Raw genomic sequence first — 26,688 nt, forward strand, 5'->3', positions numbered from 1 at the left:
GAGCAAGCCCTTCGAAACGGGCCTTCAAGACCTTCGCCAATGTCTCAGCCTTGAACCTTCCTAGATCCTGCAAGGTCCAGAACAGTTGCCGATTAAGGTTACTTTTCTCTATGACATCAGGATCTATGAGCCGAAATTTTTTGATGCCACTACCTGCTAGCAGCAGTGCCACAGCACTACCAATCCCCCCACAACCCGCGATCACCACCGTTGAGCACGCGAGGTCATCGAGATCTTGGATAACATCCGCGCAACACCGAGCGCCACAAAGAAGATAGCTAGCCGTTCGGCTGGTAATAGGATCTCCCAGTAATGCTTGGATCTTCGTGATTTCTTCAGGAGTGCCGGGGACAAGTGAACCACTGGAGGAAAGCGCATCCTGCAACCCCGGCTCATCTTCGGTTCTCAGTAAACCTATCCCGTGAGGACCGTTAAAAAAAATACCATGCCGACTTCTAGCAAATAACATGGAAGGTGCGATTATCCCTATGGGAGCACCACTGCGGTAGAGTACTAAATCATCCATATAATTTGGACCAGAGGCGATAAGCCTCTGGCCACCATCCTTAGTTATAGCAGTGGGAGATCAAGCTTGAATAAGTGTAATCACTACAGTTCGGATCAAAAATGGAAGCCACCATCAAATTCTGCTTATCGACCTCTTGCTCCTTAGTTGTCAGAGGGGCATCCGCACTCGCCGGCACAGGAACTGACGCAAAAGTAACCGGCGATGCCATCAACACTACAGAAGCTACGCCAAGCATTTTCTTCATATGAACCTTCCTTAGTCTAATTTTCACGAACGAGTAGCGTTCGCGTTTAAGATTTGGCCCCAACAACACCGCCCGCGTCAAGAACAAAATTAAATTCCATGAAAGTAGAATCGGTAAATACGAGATCAAAGCTTAGCAACCAAGGAGTTGTTGAGCCCTAGAAGGGCCACTAGCAAGCTCCGTCTTCTTAAAACATCAGAGATTTGAAGAAACCGCATGTACGAAAAATCCCAAAACTCCTAAATAAACTATTTATCAAAGCATCTTAGGAAGTATCCTACGCGCTTTGCGGAAGCCTCTTAATTGTCAGGGAAATGCCTCAGGGATAACTTCGCTGGGTCGCCCACATTGGCGACTGGGTGTGAGAAGCCCAAGTGTTTCAGGAATGGCTTCCCGTCATGGTAGCCGTGCGCGAGCAGGTTTCGACCTGGCCGTGTCCCTGGACCACGGACTTCTCACCTCGTGCACGGCTGCCACCCTAATCCGTGAGAAGGGTTCTGGTGGCAGCTCCAGATGTCGTCCAGGAGTTGAACCATGAAGAAACTCGTCCCCGACCCACCCCGCCTCAAGCTCATCAACAACCCCTACTTCTCCATCCACACCGACATGACCCCTCCCGACGCCCTGGCCCACGCCAGCGAGCTGTTGCGCGGTGTCGCCGAAACCATCGACGAACACTGCCGCACCTATGCCGGTGTACCCGGCCTGCACATGCTGTCGAACGCCGCGCACTCCGCCGAAACGGCTCGCGCGCTGATCGAACATGCGTTGAACCGGATGTGACCCTGAGCCCGTCAAGGAGTGATGAACATGAGCGGTAACCAATCCGGTCGCACCACCGCAGGTGTTGCCACCTTTCTCGAGATGTTTCGCGTACAGCCCGGTGTCCCCTATGAGCGCGCCATCGAAGAAATCTCAGTGCTGGTGGGCTGTACACGTGATCTGAGCGATCAGTTCACAGGGGAGGCAAACCCTGCGGCAATCACCGCCCTGCACTACCTCAGCGCCCTGGCCAAGGCGTTGTTGAATGATCTTGAAGTCAGCCGCAACGCTGGCGTCTGAAACCTCACGACCAAGCCTCGATACCGCCTCGGCATCGAGGCCCAGGCAAATGCTGCACGAGCACGCTTCAATGAGCTGAAGTCTCAGGCCGCGCAAGAATCCGTCACTAAAGTATTCCCTCCCTGTGCCGTTAACTGCCTCAACTGGAAGGATTTATTTAGCTGGACTTTGCGTAAGTCGAGCTAACCCATGGAAGGCACCGATGCAAAGTGACCGGAAAGGACATGCAGCTGCCGTAACGCTGCAGACCGGGCAAGGCGGACTGTTGTCCGTCGTGCGACATACGAAAATGTCAACACATGGAAAATACGCTATGCAATTCAAGAAACGGATCTTCGCGGCCCTGGCCGTTACCTCCCTGTTCGCTGCCGGTGCAGCGCATGCAGGCCCTCCCGTGCAGATCACCGTTAAGAATCTGGGCACTGCCGAAGCCAAGTACTCGATGATCGGCAACAACGAAGCCCTGACCAACGCCAGCGCAACGCCCAAGCCCAAGGATTCGATCCTGCCGAACCAGGCCTTCACCTTCGTCGTGACCGGCCCCCTGAGCCCAGACATCACCACCGCCTTCGTGCGCTACGCCATCGGCGGCAAGTCCTGCGTGTTCCGTACCTCGTTCGTCAACACGATTGCCCCGGGCGGGCTGGGTGGCACCATCACCAAGATCCCGAAATGGACCAAGGATGCCGATGCCAGCGGCGGCGCTCGCTGCACCGCAACCATCACCTCGACCAGCCTGTCGAACTATTCGTGGAACGTCGAATTCACGATCAAGTAAGTCGCTGAACGTTCTGCCCCGGAGCGATCCGGGGCAGAACGGGTCCAAAGTAGACGCAGCATCCCCGCTGCCCAGAGAGATACGGAGACGATCATGGATGGTGTCAACAGCCTGCCGGCGTCACAGGTAAAAACCCTCAACGCAACTCAAGGCACTGGCAAGCCAGATGAAAAGCCTGACGCCACGGCCTCGGTCGCGGCGCCCCAGAAAACGGGCAATTCGGATAACGCCAGCATCTCGCCACTGGCGCAGTTGCTCAGCGACGCAGCAGCACGGGCGGCAAAGCGCGACGCCAGCACTGACCGTAGCGGCCTGAAAGCCATCGCCGAGCAGGTAACCCGCGCTATTCACAGCCCGGCGTTCGAGCAGTCCAAGGTCGAACGCGATGCCGAAACGCCCGCTTCGGACGCCCCACAGCGCCTCGAGCAAGCACGTCAGGCAACCGCCTTCCTGAACAACAAAGGTTCCAACCCGTTCGCGGGCATGTCCATGGAACAACTTTCTCTAATCGTGCATGACGACAGCGGTGCATTTACAGTCAACGAACGGCGCGCAGCGCTGGTGGAGACCGGTGCACAAGAAGAGGCTTGGTCCAGGGCGGTTTCGCAGAAGTTGATGGACGAGTACAACCGCGACGGGCACATGTCACCTAAAACCCTTCAAGGCATCCTGGATTATTACAAGGGCCTGCCGCCGATCATGGAAGCCCAGCTTCCCGACAACTACGAACACGATTTGAACAAACTCATCCAGTACCCCGAAAAAGAACAATCGCACAGCAAGGATCAACTGCAATCGCTGCTCGATCTGGTCTTGGCAAAACGCCTTGAATACACCGACAAGACAGCAACGCAAGACACCTGAATTTATTCGACCAGGTGCCCATCGTGTTGAGTGGGGTACCTGGACAGATTCCCAAGGATCGTGGGCAATGGATGCCTGAGTCACCCAACCAGACGCTGATTCGCCTGCAAGGCGTGACGCATGCGTACAGCTCCCATAGCGCCGCGCGGCCCGTGCTGCGTGATGTCTCGTTGTCGGTCGAGGCCGGCCAAAGTTGCGCCATCGTTGGCGCCTCGGGCTCGGGCAAGAGCACCTTGCTCAGCCTGATCGGTCTGCTCGACCAGCCCACCCAAGGACACCTCCACCTGGCAGGCCGCGACATGACCCTGGCAACCGATGGCGCCCGCGCAGTGATGCGCAACCAGCACATCGGCTTCGTTTTTCAGGGCTTCAACCTGCTGCCGCGTCTGGATGCCCTCGACAATGTCGCCTTGCCGCTGCTTTACCGTGGCGAGCCACGCAACTCGGCACGGGCGGCGGCGCGCCAGCAGTTGCTGCGGGTAGGCCTCGGCGAACGGCTGCACCACCGCCCGGCAGAGCTCTCCGGGGGCCAACGCCAGCGAGTGGCCATTGCCCGCGCCCTCGTCGGTGAGCCACAACTGCTGCTCGCCGACGAGCCCACCGGCAACCTCGATGACCAGACTGCACAAGACATCATCGAACTGCTGCTGGCTCTCAACCGTGAGCAGGGCGTCACCCTGATCATCGTCACCCATGACCTGGGGATTGCCCGTCGTCTGCAACGCTGCCTGCAGGTTGTCGAGGGCTGCATATGCGAGGTCGTGCATGGTTAGCACGCGAGCCTACGGCCCATCCCTCGCTCAGCGCCTTTCTGAACCATTCGATAGCCTCCAGCGCCTGGGACGCCGGGCCATTCTGGCGTTGCTCGGTATCGCAGTCGGCTGCGCAGCCGTGGTTGCGCTGCTGAACATTGGGCACAACGCCCAGCGCCAGGCGATGGCGGTGTTCAAGGGCATGGGCAGTGACCTGCTGGTCGCCGACGTGCAATGGCCTGCAGGCGCCCACTTGTCGGCACAGGCAACGCAGCCCTTCGACGCCCAAGCCGTGCGCGAAGCCGTGCCGGGACTGCGTGCAATCAGTCCGCTGAGCCTGTCGTCGGTACGCGTGAGTCTGCACGGACGAACACACGACGCGCTGCTAGCCGGGGTAGATCCGCAACTGGCCGAAGTACTCGACCTGAGATTGATAGAGGGGCGTTTCATCAGCCCTTACGACAGCCGTAGCACCCATGCGGTACTGGGCGAGCGCCTTGCCGCCGATCTGGCCGTACAGGGCATGCCGGTCATGCCTGGCGCACAGCTACAGATCGCAGGCTACGTGTTCCAGGTGATCGGCGTATTGCACGGCATCGGACAAAACCCACTGCTGCCGCTGTCGATCGACGACAGCTTGCTGATCCCGCTCGAAGGTATGCGACGGCTGGTCAGCGCACCTCAGGTGGGTACCGTTCTGGCGCGCACTGCCGACGGTGCCGACCCACTTGCCGTCGCCCCTCGCCTGCAGGCGCGGTTGCAGACCGCACTGCCCGGTCGCACGATCGATGTCCAGGCTCCCCAGCAGTTGCTCGCCGGTATCGCCCAGCAGTCGCGGCTGTTCTCCTGGCTGCTGGCAGGGCTGGGCGGCATTGCCCTGCTGGTGGGCGGTGTCGGGGTGATGAACGTGATGCTGATGAACGTCTCCGAACGCCGCCGCGAGATCGGCGTGCGCATGGCACTAGGCGCCCGCCCGCAAGATATCGCCTGGCTGTTTCTCCTCGAAGCGGTGGTACTGGCCGTGACCGGCGCAGCTTGCGGTGCAGTGCTGGGCGTGGGCGCGGGGTGGCTGTTTACTTTGCTGTCTGGCTGGGCCGACTTCAGCCTCGCCCCCCTGTCGTTGCCACTTGGCATCGGAGGCGCAGTCCTCACCGGGCTGTTCTTCGGCTTGAGCCCGGCGCTGTCTGCCGCCCGCCTGCAACCGGTACAGGCATTGCGCGATGATTGAGCGCTGCCTGGCCTTGCTACTGCTGATCATGAGCACCGGGCCTGCCCTGGCCAGCCTGGCGCTCGCGCCTTCCCAGGCGACCCGGTCGAGCGCACCTTCGCCAGCCGTTTCCAGCCTCTCGCTGAAGGCACAGCGCATTGATTTGAGCCTAAGCGACGCGATCTACCTCGGTCTGCGCGACAACCGCGGGATCCGCAGCGCCTATCTGGATCGAATTGCTCAGAAGTTCGACCTGCGGGTGGCCGAGGATCGTTTCAGCCCCAAGCTGCTCATCCGCGGCAACTACCTGTCCAATCACAACCAGGCCGACCGCTATCGCCAAGGGGATATCACACCCACTACGACCCTGCTGACTCCTTACGGCACCCGCCTGAGCCTGGGCTGGACCTATCGTCACACCGAGGCCGATCTGGCCGGGCTGACCCGTAACGACGGCGCCAACATCACGGTCATCCAGCCGCTGCTGCGCGGTGCCGGCAGGGATGTCGCCACGGCACCGGTGCAACTGGCCCGCCTGGGCGAGCAGGTCAACCGGCTGGCGTTGAAAGACACCGTGGCGCAGACCATCACCCGAATCATCATCGGTTATCACACTCTGCTGCAGACCCAGGAGCAGTTGCAGATTGCCCGCGACGCGCTGCAGCGGGCCAATCAATTGCTCGAGGTGAACCAGGCAATGATCGCTGCCGGTCGCATGGCAGCCTTCGAGATAGTCCAGACCGAGGCCGAAGTCGCCACCCAGGAGCTCGGACTGGAAGACGCCCGCAATCAACGGCAAGCCGCGCGCCTGGTTCTGTTGCAGATGCTGGCGCTGGATCTCGATACCCCCATCGTCGCCAGCGACACGGTCCAGGCAGACGCGATCGATGTCGACACCTCCTTGGCCCTTCAACAGGCTCAGGCCCTGCAACCGACCTACCTCATCGAACTGATTGCCGGCGAGCAAGCAACGATCAACCTGACGGTGGCGCGTAACGAGCGCCTGTGGGACGTCTCTCTGGTCGGTGGTGGCGCCCAGGTACGTGAACGCAACAACCTCAACGGCAGCGCGCGCAGTTGGGAGAATTATGTGGGTGTTCAAGTGGAAATTCCGATCGGTGACCTGAGTACCCGTCAGGCTGAAGTACATGCGCGTGTCGGGGTGGAAACCCAGGAAGTCCGGTTGCAGGAAGCACGTCAGCAACTCCAGCGGGACGTGACCAATGCCGTGCGTGACATCGGCGTGCGCTGGCGCCAGTACCAGATTGCCCTGCGCGCGCAGGAATTGTCGCAACGCAAACTAGCGATCGAACGAGAAAAACTCACCGTCGGCCGATCGAGCAACTTCCAGGTTCTGAGTTTCGAGAACGACCTGCGCACGGCGCAGAATACGCGCCTGGGTGCGCTCATCAGCTACATGAACGCCCAGGCCGAACTGGACCAGACCCTGGGCACCACGCTGGACAGTTGGGACATTGCACTGAATGACTAGGTTTTGCTCGATCACTGGCGGCCGCGCGCTACTGGTGCTGGCCCTCGCCAATCTGCCGGGCTGCTACGGCGATGCGGATGAGCAGCCGGGCGCTTCCCCGCAAGCGCAGTGGGTGCAGGTAGCACCGCGCCTGCTGGAAAATCGCCTGGGCCTGGTAGGCCACCTGCAGTCAATGGACCACATCACCCTCGCTGCACCTTTCGATGGGCTGATCGCCGACGTGCGCGTACAGGAGGGCCAGCACGTCGAGAAAGACCAGGTGCTGGTGACGCTGGACCCTGCGCAGCTGCAAGTGCAATTGCGCCAGGCACAGGCTGAGCTGCTCAAGGCCCGTCGAGAGGCGCAACGCCTGGAACGTTGGAGCTCCAGCCCGGAAGTCGCCCGCGCACGGCGCGCAGTGGCGGCCGCGAACCAGAACCTATCCCGCAGCGAGAATAGCCTGCGCGATACCCAGGCGCTGTTCGAGCGCGGCATCGTCGCGCGAATGGAGGTCGAAAGCCTGGCTCAGCAGGTGAACACCCAGCGCCAGGACCTGACCGCCGCCAACGAGGATCTGCTTACAACACTTGCGCACGGCCACGGTGAAGCGCGCCGCGATAACTGCGGCCTCGGGGCTGCGATAAACGCCCCGCCAGTGAAGCGTCAAAGGTTGAAAGCGAATTGCAGAAGCGCACGCCGCGCACAAACGAGAAGGCCGCCTCATGGGCGGCCTTCTTCGTTCCAGGGAGCTGCGGGTCAGGTGGGCAGGTTCTTGACCAGCTCGGGCAGGCTGACCTGGCCCTCGGCGATGGCGCGGAGTTCCTCGTCCGGCAGCACCGACAGCAGGCTTGCGGCGCGGCGGTCGAGTTCCATCCTGGCCATGTGTTGCCAGTCCTGGTAGTTGACGATGTGCGCCCGGTTGGCTGGGTTGTTGCGGGTGTAGCCGCCAAGGTAGTCGGTCAGGCTCTGTTCGATGGGTGTCATCATGCAGCCCTCCGGTGGTGGTCAACCATTCCTGCCAGGTAGGCAGCTTCCAGGGCAGCCTTGACCGACCAGACCGCCAGGTCGTGGAAGTCCTGGCTGTCCGAGTTCCTCGTTTCCAGGGTTTCCAGGCCCAGCGTGGTGGCGGCGATGGCCAGGAGATGCTCCTGGGCGGCGGGTGAAAGGGTTGGCATGGCCATGTGGTTCTCCTTGCGTTGCGATGGCACCAGTACCGCTCTACCTGGCCGAACAGTCAACCGCCTGGCTTGTAATTCATCACCAGCAGTTCGCCGCGCTCCTGCCGCCCAGCCCCGGACTTGCCCAGCGTGTAGCGGATGGCCAGGCTTTTCATCGTCAGCCCCTTGAACGCCTGGCGCATGGCCGGGATGTCGTTCACGGTGACGGCCGCCTTGCCCTTCATCGTGCGCAGCAGCTCGGCCATGCGGTCGTACTGCTCCAGGCCGAACTCGACGCCGTAGCCTTCGGTGCCGTAGTACGGCGGGTCGCAGAAGAACAGGGTGTGCTCGCGGTCATAGCGCGTGATGCAGGCGTGCCAGTCAAGGTTCTCGATGTTGACCTGGTGCAGCCGCAGGTGCGCCGCGCTCAAGTCTTCCTCCAGGCGCAGCAGATTGAGGCGCATCGGGGCTGTGGTGGACGTACCGTAGGTCTGGCCGTCCACCTTGCCACCGAAGGCCAGCTTCTGGAGGTAGAAGAAGCGCGCCGCCCGCTGGATGTCCGTGAGGGTGTCTGGCTTCGTCTCCCGGAGCCAGGCGTACATCTGGCGGCTGGTGAGCGACCAGCGGAACTGCCGCATGAACTCATCCAGGTGGTGCTGCACCACGCGATACAAGCACACCAGGTCGCCATTCACATCGTTGAGCACCTCGACCTTGCTGGGCGGCTTGGAGAAGAACAGGCCAGCCGCACCCGCGAACGGCTCGACGTAGCAGGTGTGCTCCGGCAGGAGCGGGAGAATATGCGGAGCCAGGCGGCGCTTGCCGCCCACCCAGGGGACAAGCGGCACCGCCTGGACGTCATCGAAGTGGGCCTGCGCCCTCGCTTTCTTGGAGCCTTCCATCGGGCATCCTTTCAATACTGGACGCTCGACGGCGTTCTGGTGGGAGGCTCTCGGCCTTCAAGACGTTGAGCGCCCGGCAACGCGGGCACTTAATTACAAGGCGGGTGAACACCCCCTCTCCCAACTTGCGGGAGCAAGCAGCACAGCGAATTTCTGTCATGGAACAAGCCTTTTCTGCAAATCATTTGCAGATTCTGATAGGCTAGAACCGCCTGGTACCGGGTGGCGGGCCTTAGCCGGTCTTGCAGGCTTGTGCTGCTTGATTGGGGTTCCGTCCGGTGTTCCAGCACCGGGTGGGGTCGCCCGTCTTTTTCAGCCGGTAGCATCCGGCTTTTCCCCACCCGCCGCCATTCAAGCGTTTTAGTTTTGCTTTGTCGGCAAGGGCGGCCTGACTGGATAGAAACGCCTCATCTTCGGCGGCAGCTTGCGCACCAGGTCGGGATTGACCTCGCGGATGGTGCGCCACATGAACCCCAGCGAGTGCGAATGCTTGGCATGGCCCAGCAGCGATATGACGCTGTCCGCCTTCCCCCTCTTGGCCGCCCGCCGGAACTTGAACAGGCTGTATTTGCGGATGAACTTGGCCCGCCGCCAGGTGCGGTAGCCCACAAAGTTCACCCCGCGCTGGGTCTTGGCCATCGTCCACTTCGACAGCTCCAGGTGCAGCTCATCGTGCAGGAACGCTTCGATGCGCGCCTTGTATTCCAGGCACTGTTCCCGGTCGAGGTCGAACAGGATGAAGTCATCCACGTAGCGGCAGTAGAGCTTCACCTTCAGCTCGCGCTTCACGAAGTGGTCGAGGGCGTTGAGATAGACCAGCGCATAGACCTGTGAAAGCAGGTTGCCGATAGGGATGCCCAGCGGCTCCGGCAACTCGGCGAACTTCATCATGATGTCCACCATCCGCCGATCTTTGATCTTGCGCTCGATGAGCTGGCGCAGGATGCCCCGGTCGATGCGGTAAAAGAATTTCCTGATGTCGAGCTTGAGGGTGTAGCTGTCGGGGCGGCTTTTCCGCAGCGCCTCCATCGCGTACTCGGAAGCCTTATGCGTGCCTTTGCCAATCCGGCAGGCGTAGGACTGGTCGATGAACGTGCGCTCGAAGATCGGGCGGATGACAGCATAGATGGCGTGCTGCACCACGATGTCGCCGAACCACGGGGCGCAGATTTCGCGGGTCTTGGGTTCATGCACCAGGAACCGCTTGTAGCCGCGAACCTCGTAGCTGCCATCATGCAGACGGCGGTGCAGCCAATCGAGCACGGCCCCGGCGCGGATGTCGAACCAGAAGCAGGCTTTGCGCAGGCGCTTGCCGCGCCTGGCCTCGACGTAGGCATCGAACAGTGCCTCGCGGGTGAATGTCTGCTCGAACAGGTTCCCGTGCCGTTTCATTGCCCCTCCATCCAAAAAAAACTCCGCGCTGGTCTTCGGGATGCCCCTACCAAAAAGCGCGGAGTGACTACGAGTTCGCCGCCCGCAGCGCGGGCAAGCAGGACGACCTATCCCTATGGCTCCACTATCCCCATTCGAGGTTTGAGGAAGAAGCCGCAGTCCGGGCGAGCGCCGACGCTACTGTTTACATTAGTTCGTGCATTGTTGAGATTGCGCGCGAACACCCCAGCCGAAGCACCATTGTTATAGTTGCCACCAGCCAGAGGCAGACGTGATCGTAGGCCGCCCTTAAACCACAATGGACTGGTCATTTCTGCTGGCTTGCCTCTTTCGATTCGGCCAGCTCATGCCGTATCCAACCTCCGATCATGCGGCCCAGCTCATCCACCAGCTTGCTTATCGCTTGCCAGCGCTTCGCTTCTACTTCTGCCGCGTTGCCTTCGGTGCGTCCGTCCGTGAACTTGAAATAGCCCATTTCATAGGCCAGAAACAACTGCATCCGCAATTGCTCATGGGCGATATCAAGCTGCGTGAGGGACGTCTTCTTGTAGTACCGCTTCTGACCTTCCACGATCAAGTCGTAGACGTCATAGGCGGCGTTGCGGATTCTGTTCGAGAGGGCATAGCGTTCGTGGCGCGGAAAGTGGTTTAGGTACACGTTGAGGAGCTTGGAAAACTCCACGAATTTCCGTACCAGTTGTGCTTCCCTGTCTATCGCCATTCCAGCCCCGCCTCCCCAATCAAAACCCGCAGGCGATTTTATCGCATCACCCCCTAAAAAAAAATCGCCCGGTCGCTAACGCGACCGGGAGACCCATCACATGCTGTTGCGCTGCTGGTGGGTGCTACCGCACCCCCCTTTCAAAGAACATAGGCCGGGCGAGCGCCGACGCCCCCGTTCACACTAGCCCGTGCATAGCTGAGAAGGCGCGCGAACACCCCAGCCGAAGCACCACCGTCAGAGTTGCCACCAGCCAGAGGCAGACGTTCACCGTGGTTGCGCATCCAGAAATTGTCAGCACCCAAGCCCGCCACAGCCGGATAAAGGCACAGCGCCTTGGCAATGGCAGGCACCGTCAGGCCGTTCTTCAGGCCCATGCTCTCGAACGCCTGGCTAGTGCCGTTCACGTAGTCGTCCTCGTCCACATTCCCGGAGCGGTTGGTCACAGTGTCGGACAGCACATTGCCACCCGTGCCGTTGGCACCCGAAGCGTCGTACTTCAAAGTGCCCGCCGTACCCGGCGCAACCAGCGAACCATCCGACGCCTTGATTGCCTTCCAGAGCGACGAGGTGCGGCTCTGGTCTTTGGTGTTGTCGGCGGCATCGTTGTTGGCCAATACCTGGATTTCGCCGTTGTTGAGGCGAAAACCACCAGTCCATTCCCACACGTTGCCGTTGAGGTCAGCGATACCGTTGGCCTGGCCGTTGTGACGCCACGATGCCGGGCCGGAGCCAGTGTAAGTACGCCCGTTCCCGACAGCCTCGCCGATATTGCCCCCATCGACACGCCGAGCCGTTTCCCACGGTGAGCCGATGTCGCGGCCGTACTGGTTGTTGCCGCGCGGCATCGTGCCGTTCTTCCAGCACCAGAGGGCGATGGCGGCCCACTCCGCGTTGGTCATCATGTGCCAGCCTGGGCCGTTGTTCGCTGCCCACGTCCTGAAGGTGTCGAAGTTGGCGCTGACCTGCGGCACCGCGCCGGGGAAGGACAGCAGGTTGCTGTCCTTGACGCAGCCGATATGCTGACCGATGAACAGTTCGCTTTTCTCCACGCCGTTGACGATGAAGGCCGGATGCACACCAGTGCCCAGCGATGCGTCGATATCCTGGAGGTTGAACTTGGGGATGACGTTCATGTAACTCGGGTGACCGGCCGCAGTGTAGAGCACGGTGACGAGGCCGCCAGTGGCCGCTTCAACCGAAGCGCGAAGGTCGTCTTTGATAAAGATGGTCATAGTGGGTTCTCCTGGGTCAGTTGGTGGGCCACAGCGTCAGCGCGACGCGATTGGGGTCGAACGGCACGGGGCTGCGCACGATGGTCGGCTGCTCGTCCTCGCCGAGCGGGCCTTCCTCATCGACGTATCGGCGGGCGGGGATTTCGATCTGCGCCAGGAACGCGCCTTCACCGCCCTCCTGGGCAACGCCTTCGTGCTGGCGAATTTCGATGATCTGCGTGACGTCCTCCTCGCGGGCCTCGCAGTTGATGGCGACACCGGCGACCGTGATGACGGCACCGTTAGTGGAGAAGTCGGCCGAGTTCTGGCCCGACTGCTTCAAGATGATTTGCGGCATGGATGATCTCCTTTCAGGGGTTTAGGCGTTGAGGCGGCTGACCCGCCAGCGGGCCACCACGTTGTCGGCAGCGGAGGCAAGCCGCACGGTGAAACCGTTTCGGGCACGGCTGGCCACCACCAGGCTCTTAGCCTCGGCGGGCGCACCGCTGGCCGAGAGCACGTCGAAGGTGACGTGGTAGGCCGAATCCGGCAGCGCTGCGAGCTGCGGCGATGCCGAGGCAGGGTTGTCCAGCAAGATCGGAAACCCGGCCTCGACGCGGCGCACGTCCGTGAGCGTGACGGCCGCCAGGTTGGGATCAGTGGCATCCGTCGAACCGGCGGGCACGGTGAGGTTGTAGAGGCGGATGCACCCGTCCGGCACGGCCTGACCAATGGACGTCACGGCCAGCCGCCACAGGCCGCTGGCATCCTGGAACAGATAGGCGAACACCGTCACGGCACCCGAGCCGGTATTGCTGGGCACCGAGGCAGCGTTGTTACCGTCCGCCACCGCGAACTTGCGGCCCTGTGCAAAGCAGGTACCTGTCGAGATGTGCAGGTTGCGCGCGGCCGTGGTGGACTTCGTCACGGTGCAGCCGCTGACAACGCCCCGGTTGCTGATCTCCAGCACGCCTTCCTGCTGCGCGAATTGATGCAGCGCGCGCACGCCCTGGTTGGCGACATTCGCCTGGTCGATAGCGAACTTGATGGCTGCCAGCGAGGCATCCTGCGCATCCGGCCCAAGCGCCTCGGTCGCGGCCTCGATAGCCGCCAGGCGCGCTGGCAGGTCAGCATGGCCGCCCTTGGCCGTATCGACCTGGTCGGCGCGCGCCTTCAGGTATATGGTTCGGTTGGCGAGCTGCTTGGCCTGCACGTTGGCGATGCCATTGGGGCCGCCCAGCACCGGGTCAGAGGTTTCGATCTGGTAGATGCCGCCTTCCCAGGTCGAGGTTTCGCTTACGTTTGCCATGAATCGGTCTCCTTAGAAAAGAATCGTCCAGGAGCCGGTCAGCGACAGGTCGGACTCCTTCTCGATGGGTTTGCGCTGCTTGCGCGAGAACAACGTGCCGTCCGCGCAGATCAGCCCGAACTCGGTGATGGCCACTCCGTTTAACTCGGCGGTGGACAGGCTCCAGTTGAAGCGCACCTGGCCGGTCGCCGGGTACTCCACGCTGCCGATGGCCTTGATGTAGGGCGAGGTCAGCGCCGTCTGGCCCGGCGCGGCAACGGCCTGGCCGATGCCGAAGCCGATCTGCGTGATGTGCCGGTTCGTGCCTGCGCCGCCAATCAGGCGGGCGAGCTGGTTCTTGGCACCATTGACGATGAGGTTCTCCTCGTCGATGACCGCGACCAGGACACCGGAGCGGTACACGTCAACGTGGAAGTACCCGGCCAGCGGAACGCCTTCCTTGATCTTTATTTCCATTACGCCTCCAACAGGGTGACAACGTCGCCGCTGTACGCCGAGTTGCCGAAGTGGGTGAAATGCCCGGCGTACCGCTCCGAACCATCGAAACGGTGGGCGCTGTAGGCCAGGCGGCCGTCGAAGCGCCGGTGGCGGCGCAACGTGATGGGCATGGGCAAGTCCTCGGCCACCGGAGCCGATGCCCCGAAGTCAGCCATGCCGCTGTAGTCCAGCTCGCCCGCGAATACCGGGCAGCGTGTCTGCTGGTCGAAGAAGCCGAGCGTGGCTTCCAGGATTTCTTCCTCGCGCTCGCCCTCGTAGCGGGCACCCTCTGCCGTGGCCGAGAAGCCGTTGTGCAGGGCCACGCCGTTGAAGCGCAGCGCGCCGTTCCAAAGGTTGGTGGCTCCCTGGTCGTAGGCCAGTGCGCCGTCATAAAAGTGCTTTCCCCATCGGTGCTGGTCGTCATGGGTCATGACGCCCTGGTGCTGCTCGACCTCGGCCACGTCCACGCGCTCGGTCTCGCTGGCGCGGTAGCGCACATCCACCAGGTGGCTGCGGGCCGGTTTCCAGGCGTTGACGGTCTCGACGATGAGCGCGGTCTGCGCCGAGGTGATGGGCTGCTCGTCGCCCGCGTCGGCGATGACACGGAACTGCGCCCAGCCATAGGCGGCGTAGGCTTCCGCGCCGCTGAACGTGATCGCGCCGTCATAGCGGTTTGACGGCAGGCGCTCCTCGATCTCCAGATCGTTGAAGCCCAGCGCCTTGAGCGCCTCGCGGATGCTCCAGGGCGTGCCCTTATGCCGGTGCAGCGCCACGGCGCGCGCCAGCAGCGCCCGCCGTTGCTCCGGCGTGGTGGCCAGCCTCCAGCCCTCCGCGCCCATGACGTGAAACTGCTCGCCCAGGTGCGGCAGCGCCGACTCGGTGACGTGCTCGAAGTCATAGACAAGCGTGGGAGCCAGGTCGAGTTCGACCAAGCGCGCGATCAGCACTTCTAGCGCCCTCATGGAAAGATCGACCACGAGCGCGGGCGGCAACAGCGAGGGCTTCTCGAAGTCAGCCATGCGCCACTCCCGTCACCGTGACCTTGATGCTGGTGCAGCGCGGCCACTCCCATTTCTCCAGATCGAGGTCGGCCGCAGGCTGCACGGGCGTGACGGAATACACGCCATAGACGTGCAGCGCGTCGATGAGCTGCGAGCGCACGATGGATGCGCCGAACTGCACCCGGTTGTCGCGGAAGTCCAGCGCTGCCTGCTCGACCTGCGCCTGGGCTAGTGCCGCGTCGGCCGTGCGGGTCAGTACCACGCGCACGTCGATGGCGTAGTCCACCGGCACCGGGTCGGCGACCATGACCTGGTCGTTAAGCGGGCGCACCTTTTCGCCGCTACACGTCGCCAGCACGGCCGCCTTGATGGCCTCGCCCGGCAGGCCGGAACTGGTCAGCGGATACAGCGTCACGTCGCCAGGGATGTGCGATATGACGGCCACGTCCACGATGTCCGGGTGGGCCGACATGGCATGGAAGCGGTACGCCTCCACCGAACCGGCAACGCTGAATGTCTCCGGGGCGGCCACGATGCGCTCCCGCAGGCGCTCGTCGCTTTCCTCGTCCGCGCCGCCCTCCGAGGTGGTGATGTTCTCGACACTGGCCACGATCAGGCCCGAGGGCGTTCCCACCAACGTCTTGATCTGGCCAGGCACGAAGCCATTGCCGACCACGCCCGCCTGGGTGCAGGTAGCCAGCACTTCGACCGTCGCCGCGCCTGCGGCCACGCTCACGACCTGCGCGGTGGCGAAGGACACACCGCCGCCCTCCACCTCGGTGCCCTGCGGCAGAACGGTGGCGGTGTTCGGTGCGGGCGAGAAGGTGAAGCGCAGCTTCACGCTGGCAGCGACCGCCGCAACGCGCTCCACGCCCACGTTCTCGCCGATGTTGTCCAGAATCACGCCCCGGCTGTAGCGCACCAGGTTGAGCTTTGCTCCGTCCTGGAACGCCTCGCGAACCAGGCTCTCGCGGTACGCGATTAGGTCGATCAGCAGGCGTTCCACCTGCGCCGGGTACAGCGTCTTGCCAGTGAGCGACTCATAGGTGGCGATCATCTCCCGCGTGATCTTCGCAGGGTCGCGTTCGATGAAGTCCGGCTCCGGCAGTTGTCGGTCAAGCAGGCTCATAGCACCTTCCTCATGGGCACGCGCGTGGAGAACATCTCGGCTTCCACGCTGTCGGCAAACACCCACTCGACTCCGACCAGCAGACCCGCATCGCCTTCCTTCGTGACCGGCACGCGCATCACCTTGATGCGCGGCTCCCATATCGCCAGCGCATCCACCACTTCACGCACGAAGTGCGGGCGGGCGCTGTCGATGGGGTAGTCGAGGTAGAGGTGCAGCTCGCTGCCAAAGGTGGGGCGATGCGGGTCGCTCCCCTTCGGCGTGGTCAGGATGATGTAGATGCACTGATTGATGTCGGCCACGCCCGTCACGACTTCGCCCAGGCGATCACTCGCAAGGCCGGAAGGGTGGCCCGCAGTCGCGCCCGACAGAGCGGGCTGGAAGAATGCAGGGCGAGAAGTAGCAGGGACGATGGCAACCATGCCCGTATGGTCGCCAGTGCAGCCCTTTGCCGCGATTAAAGGGCTTTAGTTTCTGCCGGGCCTGGCCGGGTCAGTGCGAGTGGTGGTTGGAGTTACCACCGGCATCCATGATGCTGCCCGATGCGTTGATGTTGCCGTCCACCTGGACATCGCCCTGGATGGTGGCCGCCGCACCGCTGCCGCCACTGCCCGCCATGCCGCCCTTGTAGGTGAGCATCCCCTCGACCGTGAGCTGGCCGGTGCAGGTAGTTTGCGGCGTGTCCAGCGTAACCGAGGGAGCCTTCACGGTGACGTCACCATCGGCGACCAGGTTTGCAACACCTTTGCAGACGATGTTCATGGCCCCGTTGCTGCGGTCGTACTCAACCGAGCCGCCATCCTTGAACTGGAGCCGGAACTTGTCCGGGCTGCTTACCGGCGGCGCGTCGGCGTCAGAGTAGATCGCGCCGAGGATGCAGCCGTCCTCCATGAACTCATCCAGGATGCAGCCAACATGCTCGCCCACGTCCAGCGTCCACACTACCTTGTCGGCGAGGGTCTTGGGATGCAGTAGAGGAAGCCAGGCCGTGACCAGGCCGTCCACGTCATCGAAACGCACGCGGGCAAATCCCGGCCGGGACTCGGCCACGATGCCCTGCTTGTAGCGCGCGCCGCCAGTGGCCATGTTCATGCCGTCGCTCCTTGCTTCGGGTCGCGCACGCGCTTGAGATCGACTTCGGTGCCATAACCGGAGTTGCGAGACACGCGATGCCGCGCCTGCGTGATGGTGTACTTGCCATCCATCTTGCCGAAGCCTTCCAGCCGCACATTCACCCCGGACATCAGCTTCACCTGGCCGGGCATGGCCAGGGTGCCGCCGGTCTGGTCTTCGTTGGCCCTGTCCAGCGCCGCGTCGGCCTTGAGCCGCGCCTGTTGTTCATTCTCGGCCCGCACATTGAGCTTCAGCTCATCGGCACTATGCTGGTTGCCCTTGGCCTCGACATCCTTCACCGTGGCCTTCTTGACCTGCTTGGTCTTGGGGTCGTGGTAGGAGGCCGTGGCCGCTGCCACCACGCCACGCACCTTGTCCTGGAAGCGATAGCTGGTCACGTCCTGGCGGCGGATCACCAGGGTAGGTTCCGCCGCCTTGAGTTCCGACCGTTTGAAGAAGCAGAGCTTGTCTCCACGTACCGAGAACGAATAGCCGTAGCTCTCGGCCACGCGCTTGAGAAAGGTCAGATCGGTTTCGTACACCTGCGTGACGCGCGCGATTTTCACCGGCTCAATCGTGCCGGTCAGCTTGAGCTTGTTGCGCTGGGCCACGGTTTTGGCCACGTCGCCCAGCGTAGTGTTCTCGTATGCCCGGCCGTTGCGCGTCCGCACGCTGCGCTTCACGCCAGCGGCCAGCGCCTTGATGCGGATCACGTCCGGGGGGCCATCCAGTTCGACCTCGTCCACCTCAAACTCGCCGCAGGGCAGCAGCGGTTCTCCGGCATAGCCGATCTGCACCTGCACCACGTCCCCATGCTGTGGATACCAGGCATCCTGCCAGCGGCGCTCGGCGTCCTCCAGCGCCAGATCGACGGAGTCACTTTCGCCTTCCATGAAGTCGGTGTAGGCCAGCTCGATCAGCGCGGGCGCGACGTGGGCGGTAATGTCCTTGCTCTCGTAGAGCACAATCACCTTGGGCGTGGCTACCTTCATCTTTTCCACGGTGGCAGCTCCTCATCCTGCAATGCTTGGCTGGACTCGGTCAGCGGCAGTACCGGCACCAGCACCACCACGCCCGAAGGCAAAGTGGCGCTGATGTCTAGCGCGGGGTTGGCAGCGATGATGCGGCCGTAGGCCAGCGGATCGCCGTAGTAGCGCCAGGCCAACGTGTCCCAGCGTTCGCCCGCCTGGGTGATGTGCTCGATGCAGTCGATGGCCGTCATCGTGCGCTCCTGGTTGGCGGCGCACTGGCGGGCCTGGACGCGGGCGCACGGTTGACCGTCTGCGCGGGCTTTTTCACCTGGCCGTTCGGGTCAGGCTTCTCGGTGGCCACTGGTTCCTGCTTGGAGGTTTCCTCGACCAGCACCACCGGGCGCACGTACTCGCGCAGCGTCAGCTCGGCCTCCAGCCAGATCAGGGTACCGTCGCGCATCACCTGCCGGGTGGTCACACGCACATCGGTAGGAACAAACCAGCCTTTGTAATCACCGTTGGCGAACACCAGCGGCAACGCCTCATGGCGCGTGATTGCACCGCGCAGTTTGAGCATCTCCAGCTCCGGGTCGCAGAACCCGGCATGGAACACCAGGCTCCAACTCACTTCGTCCAGGTTGTCTCCCACCCATTGCAGACGTGGCTTGCCTTCAATGAGCGCGTGCTCTGCGTAGTTCGCCGAGAAGTTCGCCTCCATGCCCTCGAAGTAAGTGATGAGGTCGAAGGTGATTTCCCCCAGCAACGCGTGCTGCGACACGCCGCCGCGAGTGCGCGTCAGCTCATGGATGATCTGGGCCACCGTGCCCATGCCGAAATTGCCTACCGGCGTCATGATCGCCATTTAGAACGCCCTCCGTTGTTGCTCGGCCTGCAAGCGCCGAATCATCTGTTCCAGTTCGCGCATGGAGAGCTTCAATCCCTCCTGCACCTGGCCGCGCACGTCGCCGCCGCCGTTATCACCACCCACGCTGATGCTGGGCGAAAAGTGAATCGTCATCCCGCCCTGGCCAACGCCCGCAGAAGCTGCCGTACTCGGCGCGCTCTCACGGCGTGATAGCACCTGATTCACCTCACCAGCCCGTTGCATCGCGGCGGGAACAACAGGCTGCGCGGCCTGCATCGGAGACTCCAAGCGCGGTAGCTCAAAACGCACCGGGCTGGGTGCATTGGCCTGGGGCATCGGCACAGACGCGACAAGCCGCGCCGCAGGCAACGCTGCCATGTTCAGCCCTGGCAGCTCCAAGCGTGGCAACTCGATGCGCGGCAGCGGCGGCATGGACACCATCGGCGTCTGAATCGGCATCGGAGCTACCTGGCGTGGCAGTTCCGCACGGGGCATAGACATCTGCGGCATCACCACCGGCGCGGCGGGCCTGGCTGGTTGCGAGGCATCCGCTTGACGCGGAGCCTCCAGGCGCGGCAACTCAATGCGCGGCACCGTCACGGAAACGGTAGGCTGCGGGGCCAGCGCCGGAGCAGCCTGCGGCATCGGTGCAGGCGACGCCGCCTGGCTGGATGGTTGGGATACGTCCAGTCGCGGGACACCCATGCGCGGCAGCTCGACGCGCGGCATGGTGGCGGGCGCGACCAGCCGCAGAACCTGCGCTGCAGGCGCTTCTAGGCGCGGCGGTTCAACCGGCTGGCGCGTCTGGATGGAGCTGTTCACCCCCGCGACGGCAGTGTTGCTCGCAGCGACCGCACCGGCCAGCGCCACCCCGGCCAGCCTGCCCGCCGCGCCTTGGACGCCCGGCACGGATTTCAGGATGCCTAGCGCCGCGCCATCGCCGATGTTGCCGCCGAAGCCCATGAATACCCTGGACGGTGACTGGATGCCCAGCAGATTGGTGAACTTCGACTTGAGGCCGGAGGCGAAGTCACCGATGGCTGTGACCGCTCCGCCAATGGCCGATTTGATGCCGTTGGTCAGCCCGCTGATGATGTTCGTACCGAAGTCGGTGAAGTTCTTCGGCAGGTCAACGCCGAACCAGGACAGCACGCCGGAAAACGCTTTATAGAAAAGTCCCATCGGCGACCAGTTCACGATCAGCTTGCCCACGCCCGCGATGCCGCCAGAGAAGGCGCTGGTGATCTGGTTCCAGATGCCGGTGAAAATCGACGTGACGCCGTTCCAGGCACTCACGAAACCCGACCTGATGCCGCTCCATAGGCCAAGGAAAAAGCCCTTGATCGGCGTCCAGTAGCGATAGACCAGGTACGCACCGGCCGCGATGCCGGTGATGATGAGGCCGATGGGGTTCATCAGCATGGCGCGGCCCAGCGCAATCACGGCAACCCTCGCCACACCCAGCGCCCCCAGCAACGGCCCGCGCAGCACGCCACCCAGCCAGGCCGCGCCGCCGCCGATGCGGGTCATGAGCGAGAAGACCTGGAGGCCGGAGACCAGCACGCGACCGAAGGACATGGCCACACCCAGCGCGAAGAAGGTGGTGATCGCTGCGCCCAGGCCCAGCACCAGGAAGCCCAGCGCCTTGGTGGCGCGCGGGTTGCTGTCGGCAAACTCTGTCAGCCAGCCGGTAGCGGTGTTCAGCACATTGATGAGTGGGTGCAGCGCCTGCACCACTGGCCCGGCCAGGGCTGCGCCCAGGTTCTCCAGCGAGCCGCCCAAGGCTTCGATTGTGTTCTTGCTGCTTTGCGTGGTGCGTTCGATGCGCTGTTGCAGACTGGCTTGCTGCGCCATGCGCTCCTGCGCGGCGCGGAACCCGGCCATGCCTTGCTCGGCCAGAATCATGGCCGGGCGGCCCGCTTCCGCGCCGAACATGGCCTCGGCCACTTCCATCGCCGCCTTGTCGCCCAGCTTGTCCTTGATGGTCTTGAGCTTCTCCAGCTCCGTGACCATGTGGTCGAGGCCCGCGAAATTGCCCTTCTTGTCGAAGAAGTCGAAGGTGATTCCCGCGTCCTCCATCAGCCCCTTGGCGTGACCTTTCATGCCTTTCTTGGCGTCCTCGATCATCTGCGGCCCCTTGGCCAGCCGCGAGAGCATCATCGAGAAGTTAGTACCGAACGAGGAACCCTCCAGGCCGACCTGCGCGGCCATGCCCTGGATGGCCAACATCTTGTTGGTGTTGTCGATGCCGGAGATACCAAGCTGGTTGAGCATGGGCGCCTGGTAGGCGCTGGCGGCCATGAGGTCGGACGGCTTCATGCCGAAGGCGAACTTGGCCCGCTGCATGGAGTCGGCCATTTTCGTCAACTCGTCGTCGGATAGCTTGTAGGCTTCGCGCAGCTTGGCCGCCATCTCACCGGCTTCCTCGGTTGGCATCCGCAGCACAACCGACAGGTACGAAGCCGCCTTTAGGCCGCCACCCAGCACCGACTCGACTGCCACTCCTTGCTCCATGAGCGCGCGGGCGGTGCCGACGAAGTCCGCTGTGGTGCCCGGCAGCAAGTTGCCCAGCTCGATGGCCTGGCGCTTGAGCGCGTCGTAGGTACCGCCCACCTGGCCGTTCTTGTCCATCATGGCGACCTGGAGCGAGTTGAGCGCATCGTCCTGGCGGATGAACGCCCCCACAGGCGCACCCAGCGCCCGCGCTGTGCCGTAGGCCGCCATCGCATCGCCCCAGCGCGAGTTGAGGTCGGCGCGGGCTTGCTGCTGCGCGTTTTGCGCCGCCTTGAGCCTCTCGTAGCGGGTGGTCAGCCTGTCCACCGTTGCCTGCTCGTTGCGCATGGCCTGGGTAATGCGGCGGCGATGTTCAGACAGGTTGCGCGTGGACACGCCATTCTGTTCCAGGGCCGTGCGCAGCCGTTGCAGACGCTCGGTCTGACGCATCACACCCTCGGTCATGCCCTGGCCCTTGTCGCGGGCTTCCTTGAACTCCTTGGTCAGCTCCTTGAGGTTCCTATCGGCCTGGCTGACCTGCTCGCGCAGCGTCTTGAGCTTGACGCGCTGCTCATCGGTGGCTCGGCCAGTCTGTCCGGCCAGTTCGGTGCGATAGGCTTGCAGCGACTCGGTAGCTGCCTCCTGTTCGATACGGGCCATCGCCACGGAACGGCCCAAGGACGTGGTAGCAGTCTGGTGCGCCTGGAGCTGTTCCTTGGCCTGTTGCAGTTCCTTCTTCTGCACGGCGAAGGCGTCCACGGTTTCCAGGCCAAGTTCCTTCATCCTGGATTTGGCCTCTACCACCTTTTTTTCTATACTGCCGAGGTGGCCTACCACAGTCCCGATGGTGGTGGCAACAGCACCGGCTCCCATCGAAGAAAAGACAATTCCGAGGGTTAACGACTTCGACATGAAAGACTGGCTCCAAAAATCGTGGCAGGAAGCAGGCGCTCAAGCGGAACGCGATACCGCTGACGCCATGACGCTGCCCTGGGCGCAATGCTCCGGGGTGGTTGGCTACCTGCTGGCGTTCTTGGGTACGGTGCTCGGCCTTCTGTTGACCTCCATCCCTGGAGCCATCGGCGGCGGAATCATCGGCTACGTCCTGGGTCTGGTGCTCTGCCTCCCGCTGCGCTGGTTGGCCTTGCTGGTTCCCACTCCGTTCGCCTGGCTGGCCCGCCGCCTCGGCTACGTCCGGTAAGCCGCTGCGGCGGCCTCGGCCTGCTTCACCGCCAGGCCCACCCACTTCTCAAAGTCCCACCACTCCAGCTCGTAGATTTCCGAGGGCTGGAAGTGGAACCACTTGGCGAGCAGTCCGCACGCCTCCCACAAGGTTTCATCAGGTAGCGCGGGGCATCCACAGACTTTGAAATGCCGCCTGGACGATGGCCAGGTCGGCCAAGTCCAGCTCCTCGATGTCTTCGACGGTGAGCTTCTGCTCGGACAGCATCGCCATCAGCACCAGCTCGCGCCGGGCCGGGTCGGATTCGATGCGCTGGGCGGCCACCATGTCCTTGGCCTTGCCGCGCCGGAAGCTGATGGTCTTGACCTCACCGTTCGGCGTGGCCAGCGGCATTGCCAGATCCACGCTCGCGGGATTGGCGGGCGCTGCGGTGTTCTTCGTGGTGTCGCTCATGGTCAGCCTCCGATGTTGGTGCGGTACAGGTCGAGTTTGTCAACGCCGCCGACCTTGTAAATGTTGGCCATCGCATCGACTTCCAGCACGTCCGCGCCATTGACCTGCTGCTTGATGTAGGTCGCGTAGAACTTGCTGCTGAACTCGGCCTTGTCGTTCTGCTTGAAGTCGCCGGTCGGCACCTCGTAAAACGAGGCGGTGAGAAACACCACGTAGGGCACCTGTTGGGTGCGGCCTTGACTGGTGTAGGTTTCCAGGCTGCCGCGCGCCTGAAGCTGCACCGGGGTGAACGGGTCGAGCAGCTTGGGCCACACGTTGGCGTAGAACGAGTTCCACTTGATCTCGCCTTCCAGCGCCTCGAAGCCGCTGGGCAGCTTGATCGCGCCGACCATGCCCACGGCCTTGTGCTCGGCCATCTTGAACTTCACCACCGGGAGCTTGAACTCCTCGGCCTGGCCCAACAGGCTGTTGCCGTCGATGTAGATGTTCGCGTTGTTGAGCGTGTTTACTTGAATACCGGCCACGATTGGCTCCTTTCAGATTGGTTGGATGTTCAGGAGGACTTCGTGCCCAACTGGTTGAGGTAGTCGATGTTCACGATGGACTTGTAGGTCACGCGCTCGGCAGGCGTCGGCGGCATGAAGTCGTAGGTGAACGTGACGTGGCCCGCCGCCAGTTCCGTGGTTTCGTTGTCCGCCGGGTCGAACCACACCTTGCCGTCGATGATCGCGCCGTCTGCCTTGAGCTTGCGCATGAAGGCGTTGCAGCTTTCGACGATGGCGTCGATGAGCGCGTTGTCCAGCGGGCGGTCGATGTACTGGAGCGTGTAGTACTCCAGGCTCTCCGCGATCACGTCCGCCGTGCGCAGCACGTTGATGAAGTTCTTGGGATGCGTCTCGCTGGGGAAGGCCGCACTGCGGTTTCCCCACAAGCGGATGCCCGTGCCGTAGCTGTTGAACACCGTGATGATGCCAGCCTCGTTCAGCAGGTTGGCCTCGCTGTTCGGGTCGTTAATCATCGCGTCGATGGGCGTTTCCACGCCGGTCACGCCGAGCAGCTCGGTGTTCGAGGGCGACCACCAGTAGCCGTTCTCCTGGTCTTTGCGCGAGAGCGCGCCAGCGGCATAAGTCGCCAGGTCGGCCAGCACTTCGGTGTCGGTCGCCGTGTCGTAGTCCTTCACGTGCGGGAAGCACAGGCCGATGCGGCGCGAGCTGGTGTTGAAGTTGATGCTGCCGGATGGCCCACGCCCGGTGATCGCCTGCTGGAACGTGGTGCCGATGGGGGCGGTCACGAAGCCAAAGGCGCGAATGCTGTTCATCAGCGCACCGAGTTCGGTGGCCACCGAGTTGAGGGTGCTGAACACCGGCGCGATGATGATCTTCGGGTAGTACCCGAAAAGCTGGTAGCTGTCGCGGAACGCCTTCATGCCCGTGCGCTGGCCCGCCCCATTGATGGTGCCGATGATGTCCGAAGGCTGCACCAGCGTCGGGTTCGCGTAGGTATACGACGCCTTCAGCGTGGTGGGAGCGGCTACGGTACCCGCAGGGATGCTGCCGGAGCTGATGCGCTGGCCGGTGCCGGTTGCCGGGTCGAACGTGTAGTCGGTGTCCTTGATGTAGGTGGTGGAGCCTGCCGAGTTGGTCAGCGTGATGGCACTCACCACGGCGGCATGGCCCAACGAGAACTTGCCGTCCTGGTCAACAGTCACGGTTTCCGGCGCAGCAAGCGTGGTTTTGTGCGTGGCCGGGTCGAGCACGTTGATAACGATGGCGACCGTGCCCTTCTGCTTGTAGATGCGGTTGAGCGCCTTGAGGATGGTGCTGCCGGGAATGTCCTGGCCGAATTGCGCGAAGTCGCTCTCGCTGGTGACGAGGATGGGCGTGTTTACTGCCCCGGCCGCCGCCGTGCCGACGATACCGACCACGGCGGTCTTCACCAGCTTGACGGGGCGCGGGCCGCTGTCGATCTCGATGGTCTCGACGCCGTGCAGAAAATTTGCAGCCATTGGAATCTCCTTTCAGTTACTTGGTCTTGCCCGACTTCTCGGTCGCGGCCGTGGGTTCAGTGGTGGCGGGCTGTTCGACCTGCACCGGCGCGGTCTGCACCGGCGTGAGGCGGCCCTTCTGCACCAGCACGCGCACCAGATCGTGATCGGCGGGCAGCTCGACCTCCTGGTTGTTCCAGAGCAGCACGTCCTGGTCGTTGAGGTTGCCCTTGCCGTCGCTCACCTTGAGCGTCACGGCGGAATCGGGGCCGGTGTAGAGATAGCGAGACATAAGCACTCCTTCGTTTAAGTGGTTTCAGGTAGCTGCACAGCGGGTTCGGAGAGCGCCGGTGCGGCGTCCTCATTGGTGACGCCCCACGGCCCAGGCGGGCGGGGTCGGTTGGCCACGGTGGTCATGGGAATGGCAAAACGCAGGCTGTAGCCCCACGTGCCCTCGACGTAGTCGTCGAACTCGACGCTGATGATTCGCACCTGGCCTGAAGCGAACTGCGGTACCCACCCCATGAGTGCTTCACGGCAGGTTTCGAGCAGGTCATAGATGCCGACGCCCAGGGCAGCCTCCGCCGAACCTGGAACATTGGCTTCGCGCAGCGTGCGGGAGATCAGCCCCATCTCGAACTCGTCCTCGTAGGTCACCAGTTGCCCGGCGGTCGCGCGGTGTGTGAACTTGCTGCCGCGATAGATGACCAGTGCCGCGCCGTGGGGATGGGCCATGCGGTAGTCGCGTGGGCGCTCCGGCCAGGCACGCACATCCACCTTCGGATGCGCCTGGCCCTGCAGCGTGAGCGCCGCAGACAGGCGGGCCACGATGGCGTTTTCCAGATCACCGACCGTGCTCATCAGCGGTTCCTCCGGCCGAACAGCGACGGCGGCTGGCCGAACTGCGGCATACCGGCCGATTGCGATGCAGGGTTGTCGGCCACGTCAGCGCGCAGCTTCGCGCCAGGCAGGGAAACGTCGCCACAGCCGATGGCCTTGAGCAGCTTCACTACGTCTTCGTAGCGTTGGCGGGCATCCTTGATATCGTCGGCAGGCCGCAGCGTTTGCAGCCGGTAAATGGCGATGTCGCACGCGCAGCGCACCAACACCACCGGCGCGGCCATCGGTTCACCGCTGATGCTTACCAAGGGCAGCACGTAGCGGCGGTCGAGCCAAGCGTCGATCTCGGCGGCGGCATCAGCCAACGCCTGCTCGGCGCGGCCTGCATCCAGAGCTTGCGCGTCAGGGTCGGTGATAAGCCGCAGGTCGCGCTCGGCATATCGCTCGGTGAGTTGAGTAAAGGTGGCGTAGTCCATGTCGCCACTTTGCCGAGTGCCCCGACACAGAGACAGTAAAGGTCTTTAGTTTTTGCCCGGTGGTGGGCAGGCGGCAAGCGGCCGGTTTCGAAGGGTTTGTC

At 62.9% G+C, this 26,688-nt stretch carries 35 protein-coding genes and 1 pseudogene; 9 read left to right on the forward strand and 27 right to left on the reverse strand.

Annotation, left to right across the window (positions count from 1 at the left end; translation table 11 throughout):
• Together APH44_RS29190 and APH44_RS16520 are read right to left on the reverse strand one after the other, a co-directional pair.
• Positions 1-526 (reverse strand): ThiF family adenylyltransferase (locus APH44_RS29190; protein ID WP_256250261.1); only part of this gene is annotated, 526 nt, incomplete at its 3' end.
• A gap of 40 nt (positions 527-566) precedes the next feature.
• Positions 567-773 (reverse strand): hypothetical protein, encoded by a 207-nt coding sequence (locus tag APH44_RS16520; RefSeq protein WP_054893664.1) that lies wholly within the window; start codon positions 771-773, stop codon positions 567-569.
• A 534-nt stretch (positions 774-1,307) separates the two neighbouring features.
• Here APH44_RS16520 and APH44_RS16525 point away from each other — a divergent pair.
• The 8 genes and pseudogenes from APH44_RS16525 to APH44_RS30705 form a co-directional block, all read left to right on the forward strand.
• Positions 1,308-1,556 (forward strand): hypothetical protein, encoded by a 249-nt coding sequence (locus APH44_RS16525; protein ID WP_054893665.1) that lies wholly within the window; start codon positions 1,308-1,310, stop codon positions 1,554-1,556.
• A gap of 27 nt (positions 1,557-1,583) precedes the next feature.
• Positions 1,584-1,835 (forward strand): DUF3077 domain-containing protein, encoded by a 252-nt coding sequence (locus APH44_RS16530; RefSeq protein ID WP_054893666.1) that lies wholly within the window; start codon positions 1,584-1,586, stop codon positions 1,833-1,835.
• A 313-nt stretch (positions 1,836-2,148) separates the two neighbouring features.
• Complete coding sequence (locus APH44_RS16535) at positions 2,149-2,613, forward strand: hypothetical protein (protein ID WP_054893667.1); 465 nt, start codon at positions 2,149-2,151, stop codon at positions 2,611-2,613.
• Positions 2,614-2,706: 93 nt separating this feature from the next.
• Complete coding sequence (locus APH44_RS16540) at positions 2,707-3,477, forward strand: hypothetical protein (protein ID WP_054893668.1); 771 nt, start codon at positions 2,707-2,709, stop codon at positions 3,475-3,477.
• Between the two features lie 71 nt (positions 3,478-3,548).
• Positions 3,549-4,250, forward strand: a complete 702-nt coding sequence (locus tag APH44_RS16545; RefSeq protein WP_054893669.1) for an ABC transporter ATP-binding protein — start codon at positions 3,549-3,551, stop codon at positions 4,248-4,250.
• Positions 4,243-5,457 carry an ABC transporter permease gene (locus APH44_RS16550; RefSeq protein WP_054893670.1) on the forward strand — a complete coding sequence of 405 codons (1,215 nt, stop codon included), beginning with the start codon at positions 4,243-4,245 and terminating at the stop codon, positions 5,455-5,457. Before APH44_RS16545 ends, APH44_RS16550 begins: the two co-directional genes overlap by 8 nt.
• 28 nt (positions 5,458-5,485) lie before the next feature.
• Positions 5,486-6,928, forward strand: a complete 1,443-nt coding sequence (locus tag APH44_RS16555; protein WP_371264432.1) for a TolC family protein — start codon at positions 5,486-5,488, stop codon at positions 6,926-6,928.
• Positions 6,929-7,100: 172 nt separating this feature from the next.
• Positions 7,101-7,196: pseudogene (locus tag APH44_RS30705) on the forward strand (biotin/lipoyl-binding protein); the annotation flags it as partial.
• Between the two features lie 150 nt (positions 7,197-7,346).
• Here the strand turns inward: APH44_RS30705 and APH44_RS30410 are convergent.
• From APH44_RS30410 to APH44_RS16645, 19 genes are all read right to left on the reverse strand, one after another.
• Positions 7,347-7,631 carry a hypothetical protein gene (locus APH44_RS30410; protein ID WP_054893672.1) on the reverse strand — a complete coding sequence of 95 codons (285 nt, stop codon included), beginning with the start codon at positions 7,629-7,631 and terminating at the stop codon, positions 7,347-7,349.
• 32 nt (positions 7,632-7,663) lie between these two features.
• The gene (locus APH44_RS30415) at positions 7,664-7,894 is read right to left on the reverse strand and encodes a hypothetical protein (protein ID WP_054893673.1); all 231 of its coding nucleotides are present in this window, start codon (positions 7,892-7,894) and stop codon (positions 7,664-7,666) included.
• Positions 7,891-8,088 carry a hypothetical protein gene (locus APH44_RS16570; RefSeq protein ID WP_033965102.1) on the reverse strand — a complete coding sequence of 66 codons (198 nt, stop codon included), beginning with the start codon at positions 8,086-8,088 and terminating at the stop codon, positions 7,891-7,893. Before APH44_RS16570 ends, APH44_RS30415 begins: the two co-directional genes overlap by 4 nt.
• A 53-nt stretch (positions 8,089-8,141) precedes the next feature.
• Positions 8,142-8,966, reverse strand: coding sequence for a DNA adenine methylase (locus APH44_RS16575; RefSeq protein WP_052156564.1), 825 nt, complete (start codon positions 8,964-8,966; stop codon positions 8,142-8,144).
• Positions 8,923-9,126, reverse strand: coding sequence for a Com family DNA-binding transcriptional regulator (locus APH44_RS29200; protein WP_079381552.1), 204 nt, complete (start codon positions 9,124-9,126; stop codon positions 8,923-8,925). The genes APH44_RS16575 and APH44_RS29200 overlap by 44 nt, the downstream gene beginning before the upstream one ends.
• A gap of 200 nt (positions 9,127-9,326) precedes the next feature.
• Complete coding sequence (locus tag APH44_RS16580; protein WP_218187341.1) at positions 9,327-10,373, reverse strand: reverse transcriptase/maturase family protein; 1,047 nt, start codon at positions 10,371-10,373, stop codon at positions 9,327-9,329.
• Positions 10,374-10,665: 292 nt separating this feature from the next.
• Positions 10,666-11,079 (reverse strand): four helix bundle protein, encoded by a 414-nt coding sequence (locus APH44_RS16585; RefSeq protein ID WP_054893674.1) that lies wholly within the window; start codon positions 11,077-11,079, stop codon positions 10,666-10,668.
• Between the two features lie 140 nt (positions 11,080-11,219).
• A complete protein-coding gene (locus APH44_RS16590; protein ID WP_054893675.1) occupies positions 11,220-12,314 on the reverse strand; it encodes a hypothetical protein in 1,095 nt (364 codons plus the stop codon).
• A gap of 16 nt (positions 12,315-12,330) precedes the next feature.
• Positions 12,331-12,651 carry a hypothetical protein gene (locus APH44_RS16595; RefSeq protein ID WP_033965094.1) on the reverse strand — a complete coding sequence of 107 codons (321 nt, stop codon included), beginning with the start codon at positions 12,649-12,651 and terminating at the stop codon, positions 12,331-12,333.
• Positions 12,652-12,672: 21 nt separating this feature from the next.
• Entirely contained in the window at positions 12,673-13,602 is a 930-nt protein-coding gene (locus tag APH44_RS16600; protein ID WP_052156563.1) for a hypothetical protein, read from the reverse strand.
• 12 nt (positions 13,603-13,614) lie between these two features.
• The gene (locus tag APH44_RS16605; RefSeq protein WP_033965092.1) at positions 13,615-14,058 is read right to left on the reverse strand and encodes a hypothetical protein; all 444 of its coding nucleotides are present in this window, start codon (positions 14,056-14,058) and stop codon (positions 13,615-13,617) included.
• The gene (locus APH44_RS16610; RefSeq protein WP_177342478.1) at positions 14,058-15,041 is read right to left on the reverse strand and encodes a phage tail protein; all 984 of its coding nucleotides are present in this window, start codon (positions 15,039-15,041) and stop codon (positions 14,058-14,060) included. Before APH44_RS16610 ends, APH44_RS16605 begins: the two co-directional genes overlap by 1 nt.
• Positions 15,042-15,090: 49 nt before the next feature.
• A complete protein-coding gene (locus tag APH44_RS16615; RefSeq protein WP_054893677.1) occupies positions 15,091-16,209 on the reverse strand; it encodes a baseplate J/gp47 family protein in 1,119 nt (372 codons plus the stop codon).
• Complete coding sequence (locus APH44_RS16620; RefSeq protein WP_079381551.1) at positions 16,206-16,631, reverse strand: GPW/gp25 family protein; 426 nt, start codon at positions 16,629-16,631, stop codon at positions 16,206-16,208. The genes APH44_RS16615 and APH44_RS16620 overlap by 4 nt, the downstream gene beginning before the upstream one ends.
• Positions 16,632-16,701: 70 nt before the next feature.
• Complete coding sequence (locus APH44_RS16625) at positions 16,702-17,301, reverse strand: phage baseplate assembly protein V (RefSeq protein WP_156343766.1); 600 nt, start codon at positions 17,299-17,301, stop codon at positions 16,702-16,704.
• Positions 17,298-18,314 carry a phage late control D family protein gene (locus APH44_RS16630; protein WP_054893678.1) on the reverse strand — a complete coding sequence of 339 codons (1,017 nt, stop codon included), beginning with the start codon at positions 18,312-18,314 and terminating at the stop codon, positions 17,298-17,300. The genes APH44_RS16625 and APH44_RS16630 overlap by 4 nt, the downstream gene beginning before the upstream one ends.
• Positions 18,311-18,544, reverse strand: coding sequence for a tail protein X (locus APH44_RS16635; RefSeq protein WP_033965088.1), 234 nt, complete (start codon positions 18,542-18,544; stop codon positions 18,311-18,313). Before APH44_RS16635 ends, APH44_RS16630 begins: the two co-directional genes overlap by 4 nt.
• The gene (locus APH44_RS16640; protein WP_153574853.1) at positions 18,541-19,155 is read right to left on the reverse strand and encodes a phage tail protein; all 615 of its coding nucleotides are present in this window, start codon (positions 19,153-19,155) and stop codon (positions 18,541-18,543) included. Before APH44_RS16640 ends, APH44_RS16635 begins: the two co-directional genes overlap by 4 nt.
• The gene (locus APH44_RS16645) at positions 19,156-22,434 is read right to left on the reverse strand and encodes a phage tail tape measure protein (RefSeq protein ID WP_054893679.1); all 3,279 of its coding nucleotides are present in this window, start codon (positions 22,432-22,434) and stop codon (positions 19,156-19,158) included.
• Positions 22,435-22,561: 127 nt separating this feature from the next.
• Between APH44_RS16645 and APH44_RS16650 the strand changes: the two genes are divergently transcribed.
• The gene (locus APH44_RS16650) at positions 22,562-22,852 is read left to right on the forward strand and encodes a hypothetical protein (RefSeq protein WP_033965087.1); all 291 of its coding nucleotides are present in this window, start codon (positions 22,562-22,564) and stop codon (positions 22,850-22,852) included.
• 138 nt (positions 22,853-22,990) lie between these two features.
• Here the strand turns inward: APH44_RS16650 and APH44_RS16655 are convergent, their stop codons facing one another.
• From APH44_RS16655 to APH44_RS16680, 6 genes are read right to left on the reverse strand one after another with little or no spacing between them, the layout of a single operon-like run.
• A complete protein-coding gene (locus APH44_RS16655) occupies positions 22,991-23,287 on the reverse strand; it encodes a phage tail assembly protein (RefSeq protein ID WP_054893680.1) in 297 nt (98 codons plus the stop codon).
• A 2-nt stretch (positions 23,288-23,289) separates the two neighbouring features.
• Entirely contained in the window at positions 23,290-23,811 is a 522-nt protein-coding gene (locus tag APH44_RS16660) for a phage major tail tube protein (RefSeq protein WP_033965086.1), read from the reverse strand.
• Positions 23,812-23,840: 29 nt separating this feature from the next.
• Positions 23,841-25,292, reverse strand: a complete 1,452-nt coding sequence (locus tag APH44_RS16665; RefSeq protein ID WP_033965085.1) for a phage tail sheath subtilisin-like domain-containing protein — start codon at positions 25,290-25,292, stop codon at positions 23,841-23,843.
• 16 nt (positions 25,293-25,308) lie between these two features.
• Positions 25,309-25,563: a hypothetical protein gene (locus tag APH44_RS16670; protein ID WP_054893681.1), complete on the reverse strand. Its 255-nt coding sequence runs from the start codon at positions 25,561-25,563 to the stop codon at positions 25,309-25,311.
• Positions 25,564-25,577: 14 nt separating this feature from the next.
• Entirely contained in the window at positions 25,578-26,132 is a 555-nt protein-coding gene (locus APH44_RS16675) for a Gp37 family protein (RefSeq protein ID WP_054893682.1), read from the reverse strand.
• Positions 26,132-26,587 (reverse strand): phage protein Gp36 family protein, encoded by a 456-nt coding sequence (locus APH44_RS16680; RefSeq protein WP_054893683.1) that lies wholly within the window; start codon positions 26,585-26,587, stop codon positions 26,132-26,134. Before APH44_RS16680 ends, APH44_RS16675 begins: the two co-directional genes overlap by 1 nt.
• Positions 26,588-26,688 lie beyond the last annotated feature (101 nt).

This window comes from Pseudomonas sp. NBRC 111143 (assembly GCF_001320965.1).
GTDB classification, from domain to species: domain Bacteria; phylum Pseudomonadota; class Gammaproteobacteria; order Pseudomonadales; family Pseudomonadaceae; genus Aquipseudomonas; species Aquipseudomonas machongensis.